Raw genomic sequence first — 23850 nt, forward strand, 5'->3', positions numbered from 1 at the left:
GGCGGAGCCCCGGGCAGAGGACCGGCTCGGGCTGCAGCGTCAGTCCCTCAGCGCCGCGATCGCCTCCGCCAGAGCCGACGGGACGTCGGGAATCAGCGCGTGGGAACCATCCCGTACGACCACTCGGCCCCCGGCCACGACATGCCGGACGTCCGCCGCGGTCGCCGCGAAGACCGCCGTCTCGGCGGCGAGGCGCGGGACGGGGCCCGCCGTGCGGACCGAGTCCAGGGCGATCGTCGTGAGGTCCGCGAGCGCGCCCCGCTCGATCGCGCCCGCGTCGGGCCAGCCGAGTGCCGCGTGCCCGTCGGCGGTGGCCGCCCGCAGCAGCGCCGCCGCCGTCCAGTGGCCCCGCGTGTGCGAGCGCAGCCGTTCGTTCAGCTCCATCGCCCGCGCCTCTTCGAGGATGTCGATCACCGCGTGGCTGTCGCTGCCCAGGGAGAGGGGGCTGCCCTCCCGGTGGAGGGTGGCCGCGGGGCCGATGCCGTCCGCCAGGTCCCGTTCGGTCGTCGGGCACATGCACGTGCCCGTCGTGGTGCGGCCGAGGAGCCCGATGTCCTCCTCCGTGAGGTGCGTGTTGTGGACGCCGGTCGTGCGGGTGCCGAGCACTCCGCGGTCGAAGAGCAGCTGCGTGGGCGTACAGCCGTGCACGGCCTGGCAGGCGTCGTTCTCCGCCGTCTGCTCGGAGAGGTGGACGTGGAGGGGGGCCTCGCGCTCGGCGGCCCACCGCGCGACCACGCCCAACTGCCCGGCCGGGACCGCCCGTACGGAGTGGATCGCCGCCCCGATACGGGCGTGGGGGCGTTCCTTGAGCGCCGACGCCCGCTCGGCCCACGCGTCGGCCGTGCCGTCGGAGAAGCGGAGCTGGTGGCGGTTGGGGGGCTCGCCCCGCGTCTCGGAGAGCAGTCCCGAGGCCACGTACGCCGTGTCCAGGAGCGTGATGCGCACGCCCGCGTCCGACGCCGCCTGGATCAGCGCCTCGCCCATCGCGTTGGGATCGGCGTACGGGGTGCCGCCCGGCCCGTGGTGGAGGTAGTGGAACTCCCCCACCGTCGTGATGCCCGCCAGCGCCATCTCCGCGTACACCGCCCGGGCGAGCGCGTGGTACGTCTCGGGGGTGAGCCGGTCCGCCACCGCGTACATGACCTCGCGCCACGTCCAGAAGGTGCCCGAGCCGACCTGGACGGTGCCGCGCAGGGCGCGGTGGAAGGCGTGGGAGTGGGCGTTGGCGAGGCCGGGGAGGGTCAGGCCGCGCAGGACCGTCGCGCCCGGCGGCGGCGCCTCGACGCCCTCGCGGACGGCCGTGATCCGCTCGCCCGCCACCTCCACCGCCACGCCCGGCTCGACGTGGGTGCCGAGCCAGGCGTGTTCCAGCCAGTACGTGTGCGCCTTCGCGTCCGTCGTCACTTGCGGGCCAGCCCTTCCAGTACGTCGGCGAGTGCGGTCACCCCGGCCACGCAGTCGTCCTCGGCGGCGGACTCCGCCGGGGAGTGCGAGACGCCCGTGGGGTTGCGTACGAACAGCATGGCGGTGGGGATGGAGCCGGACAGAATACCCGCGTCATGGCCCGCGCCCGTGCCGAGGACCGGGATCGGCCGGTCGCTCTCCGCGCCCAGGATGGCGCCGAGTTCGTCGCGCAGGGCGTCCTCGAACTCCACGACCGGCGTGAAGGACTCGCGTACGACGTCGAGGTCGATGCCGTGCCTTTCCGCGTACTCGCGGGCCGCCTTCTCGATGCCGGTGACGACCGTGTCCAGGGTCGGCTGGTCGGCGGCGCGGGAGTCGAGCCAGCCGCGCACGAGGGAGGGGATGGCGTTGACGCCGTTCGGCTCGACGGAGATCTTGCCGAACGTGGCGACCGCGCCCGCCAGTTCGGCCTCGCGGCGGGCGGCGAGCACCGTCTCCGCGTACGTCAGCATGGGGTCCCTGCGGTCCGCGAGGCGGGTCGTGCCCGCGTGGTTGGCCTCGCCCCGGAAGTCGAAGCGCCAGCGGCCGTGCGGCCAGATGGCGGACGCGATGCCGACGGGGTCGCCGGTCAGGTCGAGGGCGCGGCCCTGCTCGACGTGCAGCTCGACGAAGGCGCCGATGCGGGCGAGGCGTTCGGGGTCGGGGCCGATTCCGTACGGGTCGTAGCCCGCCGCCTCCATCGCCTGGGGCAGCGTGATGCCGTCGCCGTCCCGGAGCTTGTGCGCCGCCTCGACGGTGAGCTTTCCCGCGGTGAGCCTCGAACCCACGCAGGCCAGGCCGAAGCGGGCGCCTTCCTCGTCGCCGAAGTTGACGATCGCCAGGGGCTTGGCGAACCGGGCGCCGCGTGCGCGCAGTTCGTCCAGGGCCGCGAAGGCGGAGACGACGCCGAGGGGGCCGTCGAAGGCACCGCCGTCGGGGACGGAGTCCAGGTGGGAGCCGGTGACGACGGCGTCCCCCTGGCCCGGGTCGCCCAGCCAGGCCCACTGGTTGCCGTTGCGGTCCAGCTCGTAGGTGAGCCCGCGGGTGTCCGTCTGGGCCTTGAACCAGGCGCGGCAGTCGGTGTCGGCGGCCGTCCAGGCGTAGCGGCGGTAGCCGCCGGAGCCGGCGTCGCGGCCGATGGAACTGAGGTCCCGCCACATTTCCTGGAAGGACGGGGGCCGCGCCCCCTCAGGGGCGCGAGGAACTGCGCGACCAGCCACGACGGATCGTGAGTCGCTCACGCGCCGTCACCCTCCCGCATGGGAACCCGCACACCCTTCTCGTCCGCCACGGACTCCGCGACGTCGTACCCGGCGTCCACATGCCGGATGACACCCATCCCCGGGTCATTGGTGAGAACGCGCCGGATCTTCTCTCCGGCGATCTTCGTGCCGTCGGCCACCGAGACCTGGCCCGCGTGGATCGAGCGGCCCATGCCGACGCCGCCGCCGTGGTGCAGGGAGACCCAGCTGGCGCCCGATGCCACGTTCACCATCGCGTTCAGGAGCGGCCAGTCGGCGATCGCGTCGGAGCCGTCGAGCATGGCCTCCGTCTCGCGGTAGGGGGAGGCGACCGAGCCGCAGTCCAGGTGGTCGCGGCCGATGGCGAGGGGGGCCTGGAGTTCGCCGGAGGCGACCATGTCGTTGAAGCGCTCGCCCGCCTTGTCGCGCTCGCCGTAGCCGAGCCAGCAGATGCGGGCGGGCAGGCCCTGGAAGTGGACGCGCTCACCCGCCATCTTGATCCAGCGGTGCAGCGACTCGTTCTCGGGGAAGAGGTCGAGGATCGCCTTGTCGGTCTTGTGGATGTCGGAGGCCTCGCCCGACAGGGCCGCCCAGCGGAAGGGGCCCTTGCCCTCGCAGAAGAGGGGGCGGATGTAGGCGGGCACGAAGCCGGGGAAGGCGAACGCGCGCTCGTAGCCAGCGAGTTGGGCCTCGCCGCGGATCGAGTTGCCGTAGTCGAAGACCTCGGCGCCCGCGTCCATGAAGCCGACCATCGCCTCGACGTGCTTGGCCATCGACTCGCGCGCGCGGGTCGTGAAGCCCGCCGGGTCCTTCGTCGCGTACGACTGCATCTCGTCGAAGTCCACGCCCGTCGGCAGGTACGCCAGGGGGTCGTGGGCGGAGGTCTGGTCCGTGACGATGTCGATGGGGGCGGACTCGGCGAGCATGCGGGGCACCAGGTCCGCCGCGTTGCCGAGCAGGCCGATGGAGAGGGGGCGGCGGGCGTCCCGTGCCTCGACGGCGAGCTGGAGCGCGTGCTCCAGGGAGTCGGCCTTCACGTCGAGGTACTTGTGCTCGATGCGGCGCTCGATGGCGCGCGGGTCACAGTCGATACAGATCGCGACGCCGTCGTTCATGGTCACGGCGAGCGGCTGGGCGCCGCCCATGCCGCCGAGGCCGGCGGTGAGGGTGATGGTCCCGGCGAGGGTGCCGTTGAACTTCTTGGCCGCCACCGCCGCGAACGTCTCGTACGTGCCCTGGAGGATGCCCTGCGTGCCGATGTAGATCCAGGAGCCCGCGGTCATCTGCCCGTACATGGTCAGGCCCAGCTGCTCCAGACGGCGGAACTCCTCCCAGTTCGCCCAGTCGCCGACGAGGTTGGAGTTGGCGATCAGGACGCGCGGCGCCCACTCGTGGGTCTGCATCACGCCGACGGGGCGGCCGGACTGGACGAGCATCGTCTCGTCCTGCTTCAGGGTCTTCAGGGTGCGGACCATCGCGTCGAAGGAGCGCCAGTCGCGGGCCGCCTTGCCGGTGCCGCCGTAGACGACGAGCTTGTCGGGGTGCTCGGCGACCTCGGGGTCGAGGTTGTTCTGAAGCATCCGCAGGGCGGCTTCCTGCTGCCATCCCAGGGCGTTCAGTTCCGTGCCGCGCGCTGCTCGTACGGGGCGGGGTCCTGACATGGGGCGGTGCCTCCTCGCGTGACGGACTGCGTATGAGTGTGACCTTGTTATTCACATCCTGAGGGGCTGAATAGGGCTAGTCAATAGCGAACGAATGCGCGAGTACGCCAGCGGGGGCCCGGCCCGGGTGATTGGCTGGATCGCATGGCCCACGACGACTGGCTGGATCACGCGGCCCCCGACGACCACCACGCGGACGCGGACGACGACCAGCAGACCCGGCCCCTCCCCGCGGGCCCCGACGCCCCCGCCCGCCGCGACCAGGCCATCCGCGCCGCCGTGGAGCAGGGTCTCGTCGGCCCTACCGCCCCCACCGCCCCCGCCGGCCCCCTCGTCTGCCTCCTCGACATCGCCGGCGTCCGCGCGAGCGCCGCCGCCCTGCGCGGCGCCTTCGAGGCCGTCACCCCGCCCGGCACCCCCGTCCTGCACGCCTTCGCCGTGAAGGCCACCCCGCTCGTGCCGGTGCTGCGGCTGCTGCGTGCGGCGGGGATCGGCGCCGAGGTGGCGAGCCCCGGGGAGCTGGCGCTCGCGCGGGCCGCCGGTATCGCGCCCGCCGACACCGTCCTGGACTCCCCCGCCAAGACCCCCGCCGAGCTGCGCCAGGCCCTCGCGCTCGGCATCGCCGTCAACGCCGACAACCCGCAGGAGCTTGCCCGCGTCGACGCCCTGGTCCAGTCGGCGCCGACCGCCTCCCCCGTCGGGCTTCGCGTGAACCCGCAGATCGGCGGCGGCGCGATCGGCGCCCTGTCGACGGCGACGCCCACCTCCAAGTTCGGCGTCCCGCTGCGCGACGAGGGCGCCAGGGAGTGGGTGATCCGGGCCTGCCTCGACCGGCCGTGGCTGACCCGCCTGCACGCGCACTCCGGGTCGCAGGGCATGCCGCTGGAGATGATGGTGCGGGGCGTCGGAGCCACGTACGAACTGGCCGAGGAGATCAACGAACGCGCCGGGCGGCGGCAGATCGACACGATCGACATCGGCGGCGGACTGCCCGTCAACTTCGGCTCGGACGAGGAGAGTCCGACCCACGCGCAGTACGCGCGCCGCCTCAAGGCGAGGGTGCCGGGGCTGCTCGACGGGCGGTACGTCCTGGTCACCGAGTTCGGCCGCTCGCTGCTCGCCAAGCACGGCACGGTCCTCGCCCGCGTCGAGTACGCGAAGAAGGCGGGCGGCAGGCCCATCGCGGTGACGCACGCGGGCGTGCAGGTGGCGACCCGGACCGTGTACGCGCCGCTCTCGTGGCCGCTGCGGATCGCCGCGTACGACGCGAAGGGGCGGCCCAAGGGCGGGCCCGCCGTCGGTCAGGACATCGCGGGCCCGGCCTGTTTCGCGGGCGACCTGCTCGCCGAGAACCGCCCGCTGCCGCTGCTCGAACAGGGCGACCATGTGGCCGTCCTCGACACGGGCGCGTACTACTTCACGGCCCACTACGCGTACAACAGCCTCACCAGGCCCGGGATCTACGGCTTCTCGGCCTACGGCGACGACGTACGGTTCGCCGCCGCGCGCGAGCCTCAGACGCTCGACGAGATCGTGGCGGAGGCGGGCGGCGGCGCGGAACGGGACGCGCTGCGGTACCTCTGAGCGCCGGTCGCCGTGCGGGCCGTATCAGTACGTCAGAGGGTGGGGCCGGTGGTGAAGAACTCCGTCAGGACAGGGGCGAGGACCTTCGCGTCGACATCGTGGTCCTGGCTGTCCAGCGTGCGGTGCAGGCCGGGCAGGGCCTTGGCCCCGTGGCGGATCCACGCCTCGCTCGCGCCGCCGTCGAGCACGAGGAGCCGGTCGGCGAGGGCGTCCCAGCGCCCGGCCGGCAGCGGGCGCCCGGACATCGTGTCGCCCATGACCGCTCCGTCGTAGGGAAGGGTGTGGGCCACCGCTTCCATGCCGGCCCAGAACGGCGCCTGGCGCATCCCGGTCACCACGTCCTGCGGGACGCCGACCGCGCGGGTCAGGAAGTAGGCGACCGCGTCGCCGCGCGCGCCGCTCTCCACGAGGCCGGTGAGGTGGGCGACGTAGTCCTGGGGAAGCGGCGGGCGGCTGTCGTCGACCACGAACGGCGGCTCGTACACCGACAGACGGGATATCGCGCTGCCGCGGCCCGCCGCCTCCAGCGCGAGGACGGCACCGGAGGACATGCCGTGGACGTACGCGCTTCCACCGGCGAGCCCGATCACCGCGTCCAGGTCCTCGATCTCGCGCTGGACGTCGTAGGGGGCGGTGTCGCCACTGTCGCCCCGCCCGCGACGGTCGTAGGTGATGACGTCGAAGTCCCCGGCGAGCAGCCCGGGGAGTTCCCCGAAGTCGCCACGGCGCTGGAAGGCGCCGCCGACGAGGATCAGCGCGGGCCCCTGCCCGGTCCGTTCGTAGGCGATGGCCGTGCCGTCCTTCGAGAACACCTTGTCCATGGGAATCCGTCTCCGCTCATAGCTCATGACGGCGGGCCGCGCGCCCGCCCCCTCGGGGACTGACGAACGCCGACATGCTCTGAGCTTCCTCAACCGGCGCATAGTGACGCAGCTCACGGGCAGACCCTTCCTCCAGACGTGTTCGCAGACGTGTTCCCGGTCTCGGGGGAGGCTCCTATGACGGCATCCGGTACACCCACCACCGCACCACCGCCCGCCGAGGAAGGCGCGCTGCACCGCGCCATCGGTCCCAAGCTGCTGATCCTCTTCGTGATCGGCGACATCCTCGGCACCGGCATCTACGCCACCACCGGCAAAGTCGCCGGGAAGGTCGGCGGGGCGCTGTGGCTGCCGTTCGCGATCGGGTTCGTCGTGGCGATCCTGACGGCCGCGTCCTACGTCGAACTGGTCGGGAAGTACCCGAAGGCGGCCGGGGCCGCGCTCTACACCCAGAAGGCGTTCAAGACGCCGTTCCTCACCTTCATCATCGCCTTCATGGTGATGTGCTCGGGGCTCTCGTCGGCCAGCGCCGCCGCCCGCGCCTTCAGCGGTGACTACCTCGCCGAGCTGACGGGCGACGCGCTGCCGCCGACGCTGATCGCGATCACGTTCATCGTCCTGCTCGCGGCGCTGAACATGCGGGGCGTCTCGGAGTCCGTGAAGACCAACGTCGTGCTGACCCTCGTCGAACTGACCGGTCTCGCGATCATCCTGGGGATCGGCGCGTACGCCGTGCTGAGCGGGGACGGGGAGCCCTCCCGCCTCACCGACTTCGAGGCGGGCGGCGGAGGCACCGCGTACGCCCTGATGACCGGCGTGCTGGGCGCCACCGCGCTCGGCTTCTTCGCCTTCGTCGGCTTCGAGGACTCGGTGAACATGGCCGAGGAGACCAAGGACCCGGTGCGCACCTTCCCGCGCGCGATCTTCATCGGCGTCGCGGTGACGGGCACCATCTACGTCCTGGTGGCGCTGGTCTCGTCCCTCCTCGTCGACTACAAGACCCTGGAGGGCTCCAGCGGCCCGCTCCTGGAGGTCGTGAAGGCGGGCGGCGTCGACTTCCCGCACAAACTCTTCGCGCTGATCGCCCTGTTCGCGGTCACCAACTCGGCGCTGATCAACATCATGATGGCCTCGCGGCTCTGCTACGGCATGGCCAACGAACGCATCCTGCCGCGCGCCATGGGTCGCGTCCTCTCCAAGCGCCGCACCCCTGTCGTCGGCATCGTCTTCGTCTCGCTGCTCGCGATCGGCCTGGTCTCGACCGGCGAGATCGAGGGGCTCGGCGACACGACGGCGTTCCTGCTGCTGTGCGTGTTCGCGGTGGTCAACGTGGCGGTGCTGGTCCTGCGCCGGGACCCCGTCGACCACGCGCACTTCCGTACGCCGACGGTCCTGCCGGTCCTCGGCGCGGTCACGGCCCTGGTCCTCGCGAGCCCCCTGGCGGACCGCCCGGCGGAGGTCTACATCCGCGCGGGCGTCCTGATCGCCATCGGGGTGGCGCTGTGGGGGGTCAACAAGGCGGTGCTGAAGGCGCGGGGCGAGGAGTAGGGGCCGGGGGAGCGGGAGCGGGGGTGTCGCGCATTCGGGGGCACTCCTGGTGCGCGCGGTCCGAGCGCGTACGAAGCTCGGTCAGGAACCGCTGCATCGGTGCAGCGAGGAACCCCGAGGAGCAACCATGCGCGCGCCCACCGTTCTGTCCGCCGTCGGCCTGGCGGCCGCCGTCGTCCTGGCCGCGGCCGTCCCCGCGGCCGCCGCTCCCGCGCCTGACGGCAGCCCCGTCGCGGGCACCCACGCCGTCCCGGCGGCGGACAGCGGCGTCGCGGGTGAGCCCGCGCCCGGCGGCGAACTCGGCGGCCCGCTCGGCGCCCTCCTCAACCCCGTCCTCAACCTCCTCGGCGATCTCCTCGGCCTCGGCGGAGGTGCACAGAAGGGCAACCCCCTGGGCGGCCTCACGGGTTCGGGCACCGGCATCTGACGTACGCGTCATCGCGTTTCACGGGCGCCCCGCACCGCTCTGCTGAGGGCTAATACCGGCCCGGCCGGGGCCCGGTGATCACTACCGTCACCCCCATGACGACGATCACCACGCGCACAGTCACCTACCCGGCCGACGGTCTGACGATGGTCGGGCACCTCGCGCTCCCGGCCGGTACGGGCCGTGCGCCCGCGGTCCTGATCGGGCCCGAGGGGCCGGGGCTCAACGACTTCCAGCGCGGCCACGCCGACGCCCTCGCCGAACTGGGGTACGTGGCGCTGGCCTTCGACATCAACGGCGGCCGCTGGTTCACCGACCCCCAGGAGATGCTGGCGCACACCACTCCCCTGCTCGCCGACCCCGACCGGATGCGGGAGATCGGCCATGCGGCGCTCGACGTGCTGCGCGCCGAGCCGCGGACCGACCCCGGCCGGATCGCCGCGATCGGCTACGGCACCGGGGGCGCGATCGCGCTGGAACTCGGGCGCGACGGCGTCGACCTGCGCGCGATCGCGACGGTCAACGGGCTGATCACGGGCCGCCCCGGCGAGGCGGCCCGCATCCGCTGCCCGGTCTGGGCCGGGGTCGGATCGGAGGACCCGATCATGTCGCCCGCGTACCGGGACGCGTTCACCGCCGAGATGCAGGCCGCGGGCGTCGACTGGCGGCTCGTGGTCTACGGCGGCGCACTGCACGCATTCCACCATCCGCCCGTCGACCAGGACGTGCTCCCCGGCGTCGGCCACCACCCCCTGCACGCGCGCCGGGCCTGGGACGACGTCGTCGCCCTGCTCGCCGAGTGCCTGCCCGTCACGGAGTGACCAGGGACCGGGCGATGCGGAACTGCCGCTCGGCCTCGGCCCGGTGGCCCGCCGCCTCATGGGTGAGGCCGAGGCGGTGGCGGACCTCCCTCTCCAGGGGCCTGCTGGTGTGCTCGGTGAGCGTGGCCAGGGCCTCCCGCTGGAGGGTGAGGGCCAGCGGCAGGTTCCCGTGTCCGTGTTCGGCGGCGCCGAGCAGGGACAGGCTCGACGCGCGCAGTTGCAGGTCGCCGACCTCGCCGGCCAGCTCCGCCGCGCGCCTCGCCAACTCCCTGACCTCGGCGTGCCTGCCGAGCGCCAGGTGGGCCTCGGCGGTGAAGCACAGGGTCTTGCTGATCATCCGTGGGCGGCCGATCTTCTCGGCGAAGGCCAGGGACGTGGCGTAGTACGTGAGCGCCTTCTCGTGCCGTCCCTGCTGGTCGTGGAGGGCGCCGAGCTGGCAGCTCGACATCCCGGCGAGCCAGTCGTCGTCGAGCCGGGCGGCAAGCTCCATGGCCTCGCTCAGGTGGGCGGCCGCCTCCGGGACGCGGCCGAGCGCGCGCTCCGCTGCGCCCGAACCGGCGATCGCCCGCGCCTGTTCGCGCAGGTCGCCCTGGTGGCGGGCGAGGCGCAGCGCGTCGGCGCACCAGGCGAGCGCCTGGGGGAAGCGTCCCTGGTAGAGGTCCGCGATGGCCATGCAGTTGCGCAGGGAGGAGGGCATGCGCCGGTCGTCGGCCAGGTCGGCGCTGGGCAGCGCCGACTCCAGGGCGGAGCGGCACTCGTGGTAGCGGCCCTGGCGGACCAGCGTGTCGACCAGGGACTCGGCGGTCCAGCAGGCGTGGTCGTGCTCTCCGGCGGCCGCCGCGAAGGCGACCACGTCGAGGAGTTGGCCGCCCGCGGCCTCCAGCCACGCGTCGGCCTCCCGCCAGTCCGAGAAAGGCGAGAGAGGCGAGAGAGGCGAGAGGGGGGAGCGAGGGTCGGAGGAGGAGAGGGAGAGGTCGGGTCCGGTGGGGAAGCCCTCGGGGCCCCAGTCGCTGGCGATGCGCCCGGCGGCGATGTAGAGGTGCAGCACGGCGGCGCGGTCCGCGGCGGCCTCCTCGGGCACGGCGGCGGCGAGGCGGCGCGTGTGGTCGCGTACGAGATCGTGCAGCCGGTAGCGGCTTGCCCGGGGCTGTTGCAGCAGGCTCGCGTCGACCAGGCGCTCCAGCAGGTCCTCGGTGTCCTGGCGCGGGCGCCCCAGCATGGCGGCGGGGGCGAGCCCGTCGAACTCGGCGGTCGGGGCCTGGCCCAACGCGCGGAAGGCGCGCTGCAGTTCGGGGGTGAGCAGGTCGTAGGAGATCCGGAAGGCGGCTTCCACGCTGCGGTCCTCGGCCCGCAGCTCGCCGAGGCGGCGTGCGTCGTCCGACAGCCTGCCGACCAGGTGGGCCAGGGTCCAGGACGGGCGGTTCTGCAGCCGGGCGCCGGTGATCCGCAGCGCCAGCGGGAGGCCGCCGCAGCGGCGGGCAAGTTCCCGCGCGGCCTCCGGTTCCTGTCCGGCGCGGGCCTCGCCGAGCAGCCGTGTGAGCAGGGTGACCGCCTCGTCCGTGGCCAGCGGCTCCACGGTGAGGCGACGGTCGGCGTCGAGGCCGGGCAGGCGCTGGCGGCCCGCCACGAGGACCCTGCTGCCCGGCCCCGCGGGCAGCAGGGGGCGTATCTGTTCCGCGCTGCGGGCGTCGTCCAGGACGAGCAGCAGCCGCAGGGAGCTGGTGGCCGCGCGCCAGGCGGCGACCAACTCGTCCAGCTCGTCCGGGAGTTCGCCGTCGGCGCCGCTGACCGCGCGGAGCAGCCGGTGCAGGGCGCGCTGCGGGGGCGGGCTCTCGTGGGGGGCGCCGTGCGTGTGCAGGTCCACGAAGAGGCAGCCGTCCGGGTACTGGTCGTGGAGCGCCCAGGCGGCGCGGACGAGCAGCGCGGTCTTGCCGACGCCCGCGGTGCCGTCGACGGCGGCCACGGAGACCGAGTCCGGGGGCACGGGCGCGGTGAGCAGGGCCAGCTCCGGTTCGCGGCCGACCAGGCAGGGGGTGTCGCCGGGGAGTTCGTTGCGGGGGCGGGGCGGGGGTGGGGAGGGGCGCTGGGGTGCGGCTGCGGGGGCCGGGGGCTGCGCATCGGCGTGCGTCTGGGCTTGCGCCTGGGCCTGCGCGTGGGCGTGCGCGTGCCCGGTGGCGGGGTTCGTGGCCCGGGGTGCCGGTGCCCCGCCGAGCAGCATCGGATCGTCCCGGCGCAGCACGCCCTGGTGGACCCGGCGCAGCTCCTCGCCGGGCTCCACGCCCAGCTCGCCGCGGAGCCGGTCCCGGGTCTCCTGGTAGGCGGCGAGCGCCTCGGCCTGCCGCCCGCTGCCGTACAGGGCGCGCATCCGCAGGGCGGCGAGCGGTTCGTCGTGCGGCTGCGCATGGGGTACGGCCATCAGCTCGTCCAGCGCCTCCGCGTACCGGCCCAGGAGCACCAGGCACTCCACTCGCTCCTGGTGGAGGGTGCGCCGCTGCCGGGCCAGGCGCTGTCGCTCGGCGTCGGCGAACGGGCCGGGCAGGCCGGCCAGCGGCTCGCCGCGGAACAGGCCGAGCGCCCGCGTACAGCCGTCGAGGGCGGCGGTCAGGTCGCCCGCTGCCCTCGCGTCGCGCACCGCGGCGGTCCGCGCGGCCAACTCCCCTGTGTCCGTACGCGCTCGGCCGGGCACGAAGCGGTATCCGCCGCGCTCACCGCGGATCACGGACGCGGCGGGGCCGGTGCCGGGCGCGTCCAGTGCCTTGCGCAGGGGGTAGACATAGCTGGGCAGGACCCGGCGGCCCGTGCCGGGTGGCTCAACTCCCCATACGGCGTCCAGGAGTTGCTGGTGGGTGACGAGTGTCTCCGCGCGCAGGACCAGCGCGGCGAGCACCGCCTGACGCCGTACGGGCCCCAGGTCGAGCGGCACCTCGCCGCGGTGGGCACCGACCGGGCCGAGCAGGGCGAGGCGCAGCGGGTCCGCCGCGCCTTCCGCGTCCTGCGCGCCTGTCGCACCTGCCGAGCCTGTCGCGCCCTCCACACCTGCCTCGCCCGAGCCGGCTGTGTCCCCCGTGTCCGTGCCCATCCTCAACTCCCCCATGCGGTTCTCGTCTTCAGCAGAATTTCATCGGCATTGCAGTGTCTCGCGAGAGGGTACGGCGCGATGTGTCCGCTCCCGAGGGCGTAAACCGCAGGAAAGCGAGCTGTTCCGTGAGTGAGAACCCGCAGATGGACCCTCGGCAGGGCTTCGGACAGGCGCCACCTCCGATGCCGGGACAAGCGCCGCCCCCGATGCCGGGGCAGGCGCCGCCCCCCGCACCCCCGCAGGCCCCGAGCGCGCCTTCGGCCTGGTCGCAGCCGGTTCCGGCAGGCGGCCCCGGCAACGGCGGCCCAGGCGGCGGCCGTTCGCGCGTGTGGCTGATCGGTGGCGCCGCGGCGCTCGCCGTGGCCGTGGTCGTCGGCGTGGTCATCGCCACGTCAGGGGGCGATGACGACAAGGGTGGCACCGCGGCGAAAAAGCCGGGAGCCGTGACCGAGCCGAAAGGCCCCGAGGCGCCGCCGAAGGGCAAGGCGTTCACCAAGGTGCCCAAGGGATGCGAGCTGATCAAGCCGTCCACCATCGAGAAGATCGCGCCCGGCGCCAAGTGCACACCCGGCCTGATGGACGACAAGGACCTGGCCTCGATGATCACCAGGATGCCGAGGTGGGAGCACCCCGGCTACGGCGGCGACTTCCAGAGCCTGAACGTGAGCCTCCTGGTCAGCCCGACGGCCAAGAGCAAGTACGACATGGACAAGAGGGTCACCATGAAGGACATGGGCCCCACTCACGAGGTGACGGACTCCCGGCCGGTCAAGGGCATCGGCGAGGAGGCCTTCGTCGTCCACGCCGTCGACGACTCGCTGACCTGGGTGACGGTGCTCGTCCGCGAGGGCAACGCCTCGGTCCGCGCGGGCTTCGTCTACAGCAAGGACAGTTCCGACAGAACCCCGAAGCAGACCGAGGACGACGCCGTCACCGCGGCCCGCGACGTGCTCGCCTCTCTGAGCTGACCGCCGCGGCCACGATGACGATGCCCATGACCCCGCACGGAAGCGGCGACCTCACGGCCGCGCAGCCCACGCAGACCGCACACCCCGCGCACGGCCCCGCCCGCATCGGCCCCTACGAGATCTTCCAGCTGCTCGGCGAGGGCGGCATGGGCCGGGTCTTCCTTGCCAGGTCGCCCGGGTCGCGGCTGGTCGCCCTGAAGGTCATCCGGCCCGAGTACGCCGAGGCGCCCGACTTCCGCGGGCGCTTCCGGCGCGAGGCCGCCTCCGCGCGCCGGGTGAGCGGCTTCTTCACCCCGCCGGTGCTCGACGCGGACGCGGACGCCCCCCAGCCCTGGCTGGCCACGGCCTACGTCCCCGCGCCCTCGCTGCACGAGGTCGTACGTGCCTACGGGGTGCTGCCCGAGGCGGGCCTGCGGGCCCTGGGCACCGGCCTCGCGGAGGCGCTGCTCGCCATCCACGGCGCCGGGATCGTCCACCGCGACCTCAAGCCCGGCAACGTACTCATCGCCGGGGACGGGCCCCGCGTCATCGACTTCGGCATCAGCAGCGCGGTGGACGCCACGCAGGTGACGCGGACGGGCGCCGTGGTGGGCACGCCCGGTTTCATGGCGCCCGAGCAGATCATGTCGAGCCGCGAGGCAGGACCGGCGGCCGACCTCTTCTCGCTGGGCTGCGTGCTGGTCTTCGCGGCCACCCGGCAGGGCCCCTTCGGCACCGGGGGAACGGCCGACATCCTCTACCGGGCCGTCCACCACCCGCCCCGGCTGGACGGTGTCCCGGAGGCGTTGCAGCCGCTCATCGGCGCCTGTCTGGACAAGGACCCCGCCCGCAGGCCGCCCGCCGCGTCCGTGCTCGCCGCGCTCGGCGCCGCCGACCCGGCCGCCCTGCTCACCGAGGGCCTGCGCGAGGACCTGGCGCGCCGGGAGGCGCACGCCGCCGTGCTGGTGGCCGCGCCGCCCGTGCCCATGCTGTCCCTCGCCCCGCCCGTCGACCCGTTCGCCACTCCCGCCCCCAGGGGGCCGAGCCGCCGCAGGTTCCTGTGGATCGCCGCGGCCGGCACCACGGTCGCGGCGGGCGGCGGGGCCGCGGCGCTCGCCGGATGGCGCTCGGATCCCGACGCGCCCCCGGCCCGGAGCGGCGGCAGCAGCGCGGGCACCACCGGCCGGCCCGAACCGAAGGTCCCGGCAGGACCGAAGCCGCGCTGGTCGACCCCGCTGAAGAAGCTGGAGAGCGCGCAACTCCACCTCCTGGGCGACACGTTGGTGCACTGGGAGAAGCGTCGCGCGATCGCCTACGACACCGCGACCGGCAAGGAACGCTGGACGGGTTCGCTGCGCACACCCTCCGACGTCTCGGGGGAACCGGAGTGGCTGGGCGTGCGGGGATCGACGCTGTTCGCCACGGCCTGGAGCGGCGAGCGCGGTTATCTGTTCGGCGTCGACTCCGCGGGCAAGCGGAAGTTCACCCACGTGGTCACCGAGCAGGGCGACGGCCAGTCCGCCGCCTTCGTCCACGACATCCTCTCCGTCGCCGGTTCGGTCGCCCTCGTCGGCACCAGCGGCAGCAGTGCGTACGGCGTGCTCGCCGTCGATCTCGGCTCGGGCAAGGTGCTGTGGTCGCGCAAGGTCAACGGCAGTGACTTCCAGGCGTACGCCGACGGGAGCCTCTGCTTCCTCCAGGACAACGGCACGCTCCTCGGCCTCGGCCTGCGCTCGGGCGCCGAGCGATGGAAGGTCCGTGACGTCATCAAACCCGGCGCCTATCCGGCCCTGTCCACCGACGGCGAGACCCTGCTCGTCTCCAGCACGAAAGTGCAGGCCTTCCGCGCCACCGACGGCAAGAAGCTGTGGACGGCGATCAACGAGACGACCACCATCAGCCCGGCCAGGGTCCGCGGTAAGCGGGCCTACGTCTACGACGGTCCCGGCACCGTGTTCGCCCTGGACATGCGGAACGGCAAACAGGTGTGGCACACGGCGAGCCCGGTGCACCTGACGACCACCGGCGGCGCCGACAGCCAGGGGCCGACCGTCTCCGCGTCCATGGTCGCCATCGCCACGTTCGCCACCGGTGACGTCCCGGGCTTCGTCGTCCTGCGCACCTCGGACGGCAAGCCGCTCTGGGCCCACCAGCCGTCCGGCAGGACCGGGGGCAAGCGCGAGTGGCTGCTCCAGATCTCCGGCAGCACGCTCTTCGCCGCGTCCGACACCACCCTTCACGCCTTCCGGAGCGACGCCTCGTGACCACACCGCCTCCACCGCCCATGCCGCCGTCGGCGCCGACCCCCGCCACTCCGGCACCTTCCACGCCGACATCGCAGGCCGCGCCCCCCGCCTCGTACATCGGCCCCTACCGGGTGATCCGGGAACTCGGCGCGGGCGGCATGGGCCGCGTCCATCTCGCCGCGTCACGCAGCGGCCGCGCGGTGGCGGTCAAGGTCGTACGTCCCGAACTCGCCGCCGACCCCGACTTCCGCCGCCGCTTCAAGGCGGAGGTCGACGCCGCGCGCGCGGTCTCCGGCGCCTTCACCGCGCCGGTCGTGGACGCCGACCCCGAGGGCCCGCAGCCGTGGCTGGCCACCGCGTACATCCCCGGCCCCTCCCTCACCGAGGCGCTGGAGGCGCACGGGCCGATGCCCGAGCCCACCCTGCGCGTGCTCGGCGGCGGCCTTGCCGAGGCGCTGGGCGCGATCCACCGCGCCGGGCTCATCCACCGCGACCTCAAGCCGTCGAACATCCTGCTCACCCTCGACGGCCCCCGGGTCATCGACTTCGGCATCAGCCGGGCCGTCGACGGGACCGTCCTCACCGCCGAGGGCCAGGTCGCGGGGTCGCCCGGCTTCATGTCGCCCGAGCAGTCGAGGGGCGTCGAACTGACGCCCGCGTCCGACGTGTTCGCCTTCGGTGCCGTACTCGCCTTCGCCGCCACCGGCGTCCCGCCCTTCGGCACCGGCGCGGCCCACGCCCTGCTCTACCGGGCCGCGTACGAGGAGCCGCAGCTGCACGGCGTCCCGCACGGCCTGCTCGGCATCGTCACCGCGTGCCTCGACAAGGACCCCGCCCGCCGCCCCACCGTCGACCACCTCCAGGCCTGGCTGCGCCCGGAGACCACCGCGGGCTGGCTCGGCGCGGTCGAGCTTCAGGTGACCGAGGACCAGCGCACCCTTCAGGAAGCGCTGCGCGCCCCGCTGCTCAGCCGCCGCCGGCTGCTGACCGGCGGCGCCGCGCTCGCCGCGACGGCGGCGGCCGGGGGCACCGTCTGGTACCTGCGCTCGCGCGACGGGAACGGCGAGGGCGGCGGGGGCTCGGCCGCCACCCCCGAACTCGACTGGTCCAAGGAGCTGTCGCAGCCCGCCATGTCCCTGAGCGCGGTGACCCGCTCCACGCTGCTGTGCACGCAGAAGGCCTCCGGCGCCTGCTTCGACCGGGAGTCCGGCAAGCTTCTGTGGGAGGACCTGAGCGGCCAGAACACCGACGCCCTCACCGACGACAAGCGCGTATACACGGTACGTACGGACGGCAAGGTGCACGCTTTCGACGGCCGCTCCGGCAAGGAGGTGTGGGACGCCTCCCCGGCCGGGGACGGCGCGCCCAAGCTGGACCTCTCGGACGGCGACCTGGTCATGACGGCGAGTGGCGGACGTTTCCAGGCCCTGGAGGCGTCGAGCGGCGAGGTGCGGTGGACCTCGCGCGACGTGAAGGAAGGGAGCATGGTCCTCGGCGTGACGCCGGCGGGCGCGCTGCTCGCCTGGGGCAGCGCGTCGAAGACGAATCCGGCCGCGATGCTCTCGGGCTTCTCCGCCCTCGACCGGGAGACGGGCGACCGCATATGGGCGAAGGACCTCGTCACCCTGTACGCGCCGGACGGGAGCAGGGGCGAGCCCAAGTCCAAGGCCAAGCCCACGGGCAAGGTTAGGAGCAAGGTGCTCTACGCCATCGACGCCGACATGAAGCTGCTGGCGATCGACCCCGACAACGGCAAGACCCGCTGGAGCGAACCCACCCGACTCCCGCCGACGAACAGTGAGATCCTCGGCTTCACCGGGGCCCTGAGCCTGCTCGGCGACACCCTGTTCTGCTACCCGAGCACCAACTTCGGCGGCTCGACCCGCGGCCTGCTCACCGCCTTCGACCCGGAGTCGGGCAAGACCCGGTGGACGGTCCAGACGGCCGCGCGCGGCGAACGCGGTTACGCACGGGTCGACGGGACCGTCTGCTACCTGGACAAGAAGGTCCTGCACGGAATCGACGCCAGGACCGGCGCGAGACGCTGGAAGGCGGGCGCGGGCCTGGCCGGCCTGACCCTCGCGGGCGCCCTGGGCGGACTCTTCCTCGCGGCGGGCAAGAAGGGGCTGTACGGCTTCCACGCCGAGACCGGCAAACAGGTCTGGCACTACCGCGCCACGGGCGGCTCCGGCTCCTGGTCGACGATCCCGCTCGGCGACCACCTGTACGCGACCTGGTCGGGCAAGCTCTTCCGTTTCTCGGTGCCGAAGGCATAGCGGGCCCCCCGGCCCGGGCGGTCGGCAATTCGGTGGTGGGCGTACCGGACGGGGCCTATCGTGTCGATCATGTACTCGACCCTGCACAACTGGCAGTCCCTGCGCATCCGTTCGGCGTCCCGGACTCGGTGCTGACCCGAGCGTTCCGTCGGCACCTGGTCATCCGCGCACGTACACCGTTCGCCTCAGGATGACGAGGACTCCTCACCATGCGCATCACCGCACACCCCACCTTCGTATTCGTTCCCGGCGGGTCCAGCAATGCCCGCGCCTGGGGGCCGTTGCAGAACGAGCTGGCCCTGCTCGGTCACCGTTCGTACGCCGTCGACCTGCCCGGCCACGGCGACCACGCCGACCACCCGGCCGCCTACTACCGCCAGCCGCAGGACCTCGCGGCACTGGCCACCGCGCCCTCCCCGATGCGCGGCATCACGCTGCGGGACAACGTGCGCCACGTGGTCGACGTCCTGCACCGGCTCGCCCCGTCCGGGCCCCTGGTCCTGGCGGGCAACAGCTTCGGCGGCCTGACCGTCACCGCCGTCGCCAACGCCGTGCCCGAACTCCTCGACCGCGTCGTTTACCTCTCCGCGGTCTGCCTCAGTGACTCGGCGATGGTCACCGAGAAGTGGGACGTCCTCGACGACAACTTGCTGGACGCCGCGGCAGCACACATCACCGTGCCGCACTCGGGGGATCCGGGAGTGGCGCGGCTCAACTGGCGTGCCGCGCACACCGACCCCGTACTGTTCGCACAGCTCAAGACCGCCGTCATGGCCGACTCCACCGACCACCAGTTCCGGATGCTGCTCGACTCCATGGACCCGGACGAAAACTATGCGGTACTGGAGGAAGGCGCGGTGGCCCGGGCCGGGCAATGGGGCAAGGTGCCGCACACCTTCGTACGTCTCACCGAAGACCTGAGCATCCCCCCGGCCGTCCAGGACTACATGATCCGCAAGGCCGACGAACTGACCCCGGAGAACCCGTTCGACGTCCGTGCGCTGGCCACGTCACACGTCGGATACTTCAGCCGCCCACACCTCTTCGCGGCGCTGCTGGCCGAACTGGTCCAGGCGGAGTCGATGTAAGCGGCTGGCGCGGCCCCTCACTCCACGAACAACCCCCGCGCCGCCGCCCCCGCGTCGAACTCCTCCAGGCGGGCCTGCGCGTCCGGGAGGCCGTCGCACATGGTTTCCAGGAGGACGCGGCCCAGCAGCATCGGGGCGCACGCGGTGTCGAAGGCGAGGCCCGTGCCGACCGCCGCCGGGAGCAGGAGGTGGGAGTACGCGGCCACCGGGGCGAACGGGGAGTCCGCCACCGTGACCACCGTCAGGCCCGCCTCCCTCGCGTGGGCCAGCGCGTCCACGACCTCACGGGGGTGGCGCGGGAGCGCGAAGCACAGGAGCGCCGTGGCGCCCGCGCGGACCGCCGCGTCGATGCGGTCGGTCAGCATCGTGCCGCCCTCGTGGAGGAGGCGCACGTCGGGGTGGACCTTCGCGGCGAAGTACGAGAAGCCGTACGCCTGGGAGGCGGCGGCCCGCAGGCCGAGGACGGGGAGGGGGCGGGAGGCGGCGAGGAGGCGGCCCGCCCGCTCCACCGGCGCCGGGTCCGCGAGGGCGTCCGCGAGGTGGCGGAGGTTCGCGATCTCCGCCTCGACCGCCTGCTGGTATTCGTTGAGGGAGTCCTCGACCGCCGTCTCGGCGGGCGCCACGTCCCGCAGGTGTCTGCGCAGGGCCGGATAGCCGTCGAAGCCGAGCGCCACCGCGAAGCGGGTGACCGAGGGCTGGCTCACCCCGGCGAGCTCGGCCAGTTCGACGCTGGAGAGGAAGGGGACGTCCGCCGCCCGCCGCACCATGCAGTGCGCGATGCGCCGCTGCGTGGGCGTGAGCCGGTGGCCCTCGAAGAGCGCTTGCAGTCGCGCGGCAGGGCTGTCCGTCATGCCGTCCCCCTCAGGATGTCCGTACCCACGGTCGTACTCATGGCCCCTCCTCGATCAGACGCCAGGTATTGACAACCTATTCAGCCAGCAAGAACTCTGCATGACGATATACAGCCGGGCAAGGGACTCCCAGGGAGAGTGGGCCGGTATGGCAGCTGAGGACCTGGTGGAGCGGCGCTCCATCGACGTCGTCCCGGACGACGAACGGCACGGCACGGCGTTCAGCCAGTTCACGCTCTGGCTCGGCGCCAACCTCCAGATCACCGCGGTCGTCACGGGCGCCCTCGCCGTCGTCTTCGGCGGCGACGTGGTGTGGTCGCTCGTCGGCCTCGTCCTCGGCAATCTGCTCGGCGGCGCGGTGATGGCGCTGCACTCGGCGCAGGGGCCGAGGCTCGGACTGCCGCAGATGATCCAGTCCCGCGCCCAGTTCGGCGTGAAGGGCGCGGTCGTACCGCTCCTGCTCGTCATCCTCATGTACGTCGGCTTCTTCGCGAGCGGCAGTGTCCTCGCCGGACAGGCCACGGCCCGGCTGACGCACACGGACGACACCACCGGCATCATCGTCTTCGCCGTCGTCACGGCGGTGATGGCGGCGGTCGGCTACCGCGTCATCCACGCGCTCGGCCGGGTGGCGAGCGTGATCTGCGCGCTCGCCTTCGTCTATCTCGGCATACGGCTCGTGGAGCGCGTGGACATGGGCGCCCTGCTCTCCGACGCCCACTTCGACCTGCCGGTCTTCCTGCTCGCCGTCTCCCTCTCGGCGTCCTGGCAGCTCGCCTTCGGCCCGTACGTCGCGGACTACTCGCGCTATCTGCCGCGGACGACCTCGGCGAAGGCGACGTTCTGGTGGACCCTGTCGGGCTCGGCGCTCGGCTCGCAGTGGTCGATGACGTTCGGGGTGCTGGTCGCGGCGAGCGCGGGCGACGCCTTCCTCACCCACCAGGTCGGCTACGTCGTCGGCCTCGGCGGCACCGGCCTCATCGCCTCCTTCCTGTACTTCGTGATCGCGCTCGGCAAGCTGACCATCAACGTGCTCAACACCTACGGCGGCTTCATGTCGATGGTGACCACCGTCAGCGGCTTCCGGGGCCAGCGGGTGCTCGGGCCGCGCGGGCGGGCCGCGTACATCGCCGTGATCATGCTGGCGGGCACGGCGGTCGCGCTGCTCGGCAAGGACAGCTTCCTGACGTCCTTCAAGGACTTCCTGCTGTTCCTGCTGACCTTCTTCACGCCCTGGTCGGCGATCAACCTCATCGACTACTACCTGATCTCCCGCGAGCGGTACGACATCCCCGCCCTCTTCGACCCCCACGGCCGCTACGGCGCCTGGCGCTGGGACGCCCTCGTGGTCTACGGCGTGGGCCTGCTCGCCCAACTGCCCTTCCTCGTCACGCACTTCTACACGGGCCCGCTCGTCGCCCCGCTGGGCGGCGCCGACATCTCGTGGATGGTGGGCCTCGTGGTGCCCGCGGTGCTCTACTGGGCCCTGGCCAGGCGCGATGCCCTCACGCCTGGGGCTGGGCCCCGGACGGAAAGGGGGGTTACCCCCAGCGCGAAGGAGGCCCCGGCGCCGTAACGTAGCCGGGTATGGACGCCCGTGACGCCGAACTCAAGGCCGACCTCAAGAAGGAACTCGACGCCACTCTGCACGCCCGCAGAGAGCTGGGCGAGGAGTACGACGCCGCCTTGGTCGACTCGTTCCTCGGGAAGATCGAGCAGCGCGTGGACGGCACGATAGACCGCCGTATGCGCCGCCACCTCGCAGAGCAGCAGATGGTCGTCGCCCGCGGCGCCCGCTCGCCCGGCAGCCCCCTGGACTCGTGGAGCGAGCGGTACGGCTTCGGCGTGCTCTCGCTGATCCTCGCCGTCCCGCTCTCCGCGATCGGCGCGGTCAACGGCGGCCTGACCGGCCTCCTGGTGACCTGGGCCGGCATCTTCGGCGTCAACGCGGTCCACGCCAACAGAGACCGCAAGCCCCGCCCCACCACAGAATGGGACGACTGAGCGCCCCGTAAGGGGCGCGGGGAACGGCGCGAGCAACCACAACGCACCCGCGGAGAAGAACCGCCCACCCAGCGGAGCGCTATCGCGGGGACCGCCGCACCCCCGGCAAGCCAGGGGGCGGGACGACGGCGATCCCCGCGAGGGACGCGGGCCAGGTCAGGGCCGGGCCACGTCCCGGCGTCCATGGAGGTCCGGGAGCCGCTCCGGAGTTCCTGACGCCGACAACCACCAATGTGCCGGAGCAGTGTTAAGCGGGTGCTGCGCGCACATGTCGCGCTCGTACCACTTCCGCGAAGTCCCGCCCACGGCCCCGGCCCACGCCCCCGGCGCTCACTGGCCCTGCTGCTCCGCGAGGAAGGCGAGCAGGTCCTGCCGGCTCACGACACCGGTCGGCTTGCCCTCGACCAGGACGATCGCCGCGTCCGCGCCACCGAGCACCGACATCAGGTCCGCCACCGGCTCGCCGGAGCCGACCTGCGGCAGCGGGTCCGACATGTGCTTCTCCAGCGGGTCGGAGAGCGAGGCGCGCTGGGTGAAGAGCGCGTCGAGCAGCTCCCGCTCGACGACCGAGCCGATGACCTCGGCGGCCATCACGTCGGGGTGACCCGCGCCCGGCTTGACGATCGGCATCTGCGAGACGCCGTACTCGCGCAGCACCTCGATGGCCTCGCCCACCGTCTCCTCGGGGTGCATGTGCACCAGCGAGGGCAGCGCGCCGCCCTCCTTGCGGCTCAGCACGTCGCCGACGCGCGGCGCGTCACCGGCCTGCTCCAGGAAGCCGTAGTCGTTCATCCACTCATCGCTGAAGATCTTGCTCATGTAGCCGCGCCCGGAGTCGGGCAGGAGCACGACCACGACGTCGTCGGGGCCCAGCCGCTCCGCGACCCGCAGCGCCGCGACGACCGCCATGCCGCAGGAGCCGCCGACGAGCAGCCCCTCCTCCTTGGCCAGGCGCCGCGTCATCTGGAAGGAGTCCTTGTCGGACACCGCGATGATCTCGTCGGTCACGTTCTGGTCGTACGCCGTCGGCCAGAAGTCCTCACCGACGCCCTCGACGAGGTAGGGCCGCCCGGAGCCGCCGGAGTACACGGACCCCTCGGGGTCGGCGCCGACGACCTTCACCCGGCCGTCGGAGACCTCCTTCAGGTAGTTGCCCGTCCCGGAGATCGTGCCGCCGGTCCCGATGCCCGTCACGAAGTGGGTGATCTTCCCCTCCGTCTGCTCCCACAGCTCGGGGCCGGTGGAGTGGTAGTGGGAGAGCGGGTTGTTCGGGTTGCTGTACTGGTCGGGCTTCCAGGCGCCGGGCGTCTCGCGTACGAGGCGGTCGGAGACGTTGTAGTACGAATCCGGGTGCTCGGGGTCGACGGCGGTCGGGCAGACGACCACGTCGGCGCCGTACGCGCGCAGCACGTTGATCTTGTCGAGTGACACCTTGTCGGGGCAGACGAAGATGCACTTGTAGCCCTTCTGCTGGGCCACGATGGCGAGCCCGACCCCGGTGTTGCCGGACGTCGGCTCGACGATGGTCCCGCCGGGCTTCAGCTCCCCGCTCTGCTCGGCCGCCTCGATCATGCGCAGGGCGATGCGGTCCTTCACGGAACCGCCGGGGTTGAAGTACTCGACCTTGGCCAGGACGGTCGCCTGGATGCCCGCGGTCACGTTGTTGAGTTTCACCAGCGGGGTGTTGCCGACGAGACTGATCATCGAGTCGTGGAATTGCACCGTTGTCTCCGGGCTGCGATGTAGTGCGACGAATTGGTGCGGTCAGCCTAAGGGTCCATGTCATCCGTTCACCTCCGCTCGCGATTGGCCG

The 23850-nt window shown here is 72.7% G+C and carries 17 protein-coding genes; 10 read left to right on the plus strand and 7 right to left on the minus strand.

The window, feature by feature from the left end:
* Window positions 1-39: 39 nt before the first annotated feature.
* The 3 genes from DMA15_RS14590 to hutU all read right to left on the minus strand — a co-directional run bounded on the left by DMA15_RS14590 (window position 40) and on the right by hutU (window position 4345).
* Window positions 40-1404 carry a formimidoylglutamate deiminase gene (locus tag DMA15_RS14590; protein WP_125513178.1) on the minus strand — a complete coding sequence of 455 codons (1365 nt, stop codon included), beginning with the start codon at window positions 1402-1404 and terminating at the stop codon, window positions 40-42.
* Window positions 1401-2603, minus strand: coding sequence for an allantoate amidohydrolase (locus DMA15_RS14595; RefSeq protein ID WP_125513179.1), 1203 nt, complete (start codon window positions 2601-2603; stop codon window positions 1401-1403). Before DMA15_RS14595 ends, DMA15_RS14590 begins: the two co-directional genes overlap by 4 nt.
* Before the next feature lie 77 nt (window positions 2604-2680).
* Complete coding sequence (gene hutU, locus DMA15_RS14600; protein ID WP_125513180.1) at window positions 2681-4345, minus strand: urocanate hydratase; 1665 nt, start codon at window positions 4343-4345, stop codon at window positions 2681-2683.
* 144 nt (window positions 4346-4489) lie between these two features.
* Here hutU and DMA15_RS14605 point away from each other — a divergent pair, with 144 nt between their 5' ends.
* Window positions 4490-5929 carry a diaminopimelate decarboxylase gene (locus DMA15_RS14605; protein WP_125513181.1) on the plus strand — a complete coding sequence of 480 codons (1440 nt, stop codon included), beginning with the start codon at window positions 4490-4492 and terminating at the stop codon, window positions 5927-5929.
* Window positions 5930-5961: 32 nt separating this feature from the next.
* Here the strand turns inward: DMA15_RS14605 and DMA15_RS14610 are convergent, their stop codons facing one another.
* The gene (locus DMA15_RS14610) at window positions 5962-6750 is read right to left on the minus strand and encodes an alpha/beta hydrolase (RefSeq protein ID WP_125513182.1); all 789 of its coding nucleotides are present in this window, start codon (window positions 6748-6750) and stop codon (window positions 5962-5964) included.
* A 177-nt stretch (window positions 6751-6927) separates the two neighbouring features.
* Here DMA15_RS14610 and DMA15_RS14615 point away from each other — a divergent pair, with 177 nt between their 5' ends.
* The 3 genes from DMA15_RS14615 to DMA15_RS14625 all read left to right on the plus strand — a co-directional run bounded on the left by DMA15_RS14615 (window position 6928) and on the right by DMA15_RS14625 (window position 9546).
* Window positions 6928-8298 (plus strand): APC family permease, encoded by a 1371-nt coding sequence (locus tag DMA15_RS14615; protein WP_125513183.1) that lies wholly within the window; start codon window positions 6928-6930, stop codon window positions 8296-8298.
* Between the two features lie 127 nt (window positions 8299-8425).
* A complete protein-coding gene (locus DMA15_RS14620; RefSeq protein WP_125513184.1) occupies window positions 8426-8725 on the plus strand; it encodes a hypothetical protein in 300 nt (99 codons plus the stop codon).
* A 95-nt stretch (window positions 8726-8820) separates the two neighbouring features.
* On the plus strand, window positions 8821-9546 hold the full coding sequence (locus DMA15_RS14625; RefSeq protein ID WP_125513185.1) for a dienelactone hydrolase family protein: 726 nt from the start codon (window positions 8821-8823) through the stop codon (window positions 9544-9546).
* Here the strand turns inward: DMA15_RS14625 and DMA15_RS14630 are convergent.
* Window positions 9536-12625, minus strand: coding sequence for a BTAD domain-containing putative transcriptional regulator (locus DMA15_RS14630; protein ID WP_125513186.1), 3090 nt, complete (start codon window positions 12623-12625; stop codon window positions 9536-9538). The genes DMA15_RS14625 and DMA15_RS14630 overlap by 11 nt on opposite strands.
* 326 nt (window positions 12626-12951) lie before the next feature.
* Between DMA15_RS14630 and DMA15_RS14640 the strand changes: the two genes are divergently transcribed.
* The 4 genes from DMA15_RS14640 (at window position 12952) to DMA15_RS14655 (ending at window position 19182) form a co-directional block, all read left to right on the plus strand.
* Window positions 12952-13593, plus strand: a complete 642-nt coding sequence (locus DMA15_RS14640) for a hypothetical protein (RefSeq protein WP_125513188.1) — start codon at window positions 12952-12954, stop codon at window positions 13591-13593.
* 26 nt (window positions 13594-13619) lie between these two features.
* Window positions 13620-15836 carry a serine/threonine-protein kinase gene (locus DMA15_RS14645; RefSeq protein WP_240659796.1) on the plus strand — a complete coding sequence of 739 codons (2217 nt, stop codon included), beginning with the start codon at window positions 13620-13622 and terminating at the stop codon, window positions 15834-15836.
* Window positions 15833-18094, plus strand: coding sequence for a PQQ-binding-like beta-propeller repeat protein (locus tag DMA15_RS14650; RefSeq protein WP_125513190.1), 2262 nt, complete (start codon window positions 15833-15835; stop codon window positions 18092-18094). The genes DMA15_RS14645 and DMA15_RS14650 overlap by 4 nt, the downstream gene beginning before the upstream one ends.
* 209 nt (window positions 18095-18303) lie before the next feature.
* A complete protein-coding gene (locus DMA15_RS14655; RefSeq protein WP_125513191.1) occupies window positions 18304-19182 on the plus strand; it encodes an alpha/beta hydrolase in 879 nt (292 codons plus the stop codon).
* 17 nt (window positions 19183-19199) lie between these two features.
* On the opposite strand, the gene DMA15_RS14660 is transcribed toward DMA15_RS14655, so the two are convergent.
* Window positions 19200-20033 carry a MurR/RpiR family transcriptional regulator gene (locus tag DMA15_RS14660; protein WP_125513192.1) on the minus strand — a complete coding sequence of 278 codons (834 nt, stop codon included), beginning with the start codon at window positions 20031-20033 and terminating at the stop codon, window positions 19200-19202.
* Window positions 20034-20181: 148 nt separating this feature from the next.
* Between DMA15_RS14660 and DMA15_RS14665 the strand changes: the two genes are divergently transcribed.
* Together DMA15_RS14665 and DMA15_RS14670 are read left to right on the plus strand one after the other, a co-directional pair.
* Complete coding sequence (locus DMA15_RS14665; RefSeq protein ID WP_125513193.1) at window positions 20182-21609, plus strand: cytosine permease; 1428 nt, start codon at window positions 20182-20184, stop codon at window positions 21607-21609.
* An 11-nt stretch (window positions 21610-21620) separates the two neighbouring features.
* On the plus strand, window positions 21621-22037 hold the full coding sequence (locus DMA15_RS14670; protein WP_125513194.1) for a hypothetical protein: 417 nt from the start codon (window positions 21621-21623) through the stop codon (window positions 22035-22037).
* A 330-nt stretch (window positions 22038-22367) separates the two neighbouring features.
* Here the strand turns inward: DMA15_RS14670 and DMA15_RS14675 are convergent, their stop codons facing one another.
* Window positions 22368-23759: a cystathionine beta-synthase gene (locus tag DMA15_RS14675; RefSeq protein WP_125513195.1), complete on the minus strand. Its 1392-nt coding sequence runs from the start codon at window positions 23757-23759 to the stop codon at window positions 22368-22370.
* Window positions 23760-23850 lie beyond the last annotated feature (91 nt).

Origin of the sequence: Streptomyces sp. WAC 01529 (assembly GCF_003945545.1) — a bacterium.
Taxonomy (GTDB): domain Bacteria; phylum Actinomycetota; class Actinomycetes; order Streptomycetales; family Streptomycetaceae; genus Streptomyces; species Streptomyces anatolicus.

Bases quoted from the DNA above. Each gene is read 5' to 3' on its own strand.
- DMA15_RS14595 (WP_125513179.1), bottom strand. From the start codon at position 2,603: ATGTGGCGGGACCTCAGTTCCATCGGCCGCGACGCCGGCTCCGGCGGC.
- hutU (WP_125513180.1), bottom strand. From the start codon at position 4,345: ATGTCAGGACCCCGCCCCGTACGAGCAGCGCGCGGCACGGAACTGAAC.
- DMA15_RS14605 (WP_125513181.1), top strand. From the start codon at position 4,490: ATGGCCCACGACGACTGGCTGGATCACGCGGCCCCCGACGACCACCAC.
- DMA15_RS14610 (WP_125513182.1), bottom strand. From the start codon at position 6,750: ATGGACAAGGTGTTCTCGAAGGACGGCACGGCCATCGCCTACGAACGG.
- DMA15_RS14615 (WP_125513183.1), top strand. From the start codon at position 6,928: ATGACGGCATCCGGTACACCCACCACCGCACCACCGCCCGCCGAGGAA.
- DMA15_RS14620 (WP_125513184.1), top strand. From the start codon at position 8,426: ATGCGCGCGCCCACCGTTCTGTCCGCCGTCGGCCTGGCGGCCGCCGTC.
- DMA15_RS14625 (WP_125513185.1), top strand. From the start codon at position 8,821: ATGACGACGATCACCACGCGCACAGTCACCTACCCGGCCGACGGTCTG.
- DMA15_RS14630 (WP_125513186.1), bottom strand. From the start codon at position 12,625: ATGGGCACGGACACGGGGGACACAGCCGGCTCGGGCGAGGCAGGTGTG.
- DMA15_RS14645 (WP_240659796.1), top strand. From the start codon at position 13,620: ATGACCCCGCACGGAAGCGGCGACCTCACGGCCGCGCAGCCCACGCAG.
- DMA15_RS14655 (WP_125513191.1), top strand. From the start codon at position 18,304: ATGCGCATCACCGCACACCCCACCTTCGTATTCGTTCCCGGCGGGTCC.
- DMA15_RS14660 (WP_125513192.1), bottom strand. From the start codon at position 20,033: ATGACGGACAGCCCTGCCGCGCGACTGCAAGCGCTCTTCGAGGGCCAC.
- DMA15_RS14665 (WP_125513193.1), top strand. From the start codon at position 20,182: ATGGCAGCTGAGGACCTGGTGGAGCGGCGCTCCATCGACGTCGTCCCG.
- DMA15_RS14670 (WP_125513194.1), top strand. From the start codon at position 21,621: ATGGACGCCCGTGACGCCGAACTCAAGGCCGACCTCAAGAAGGAACTC.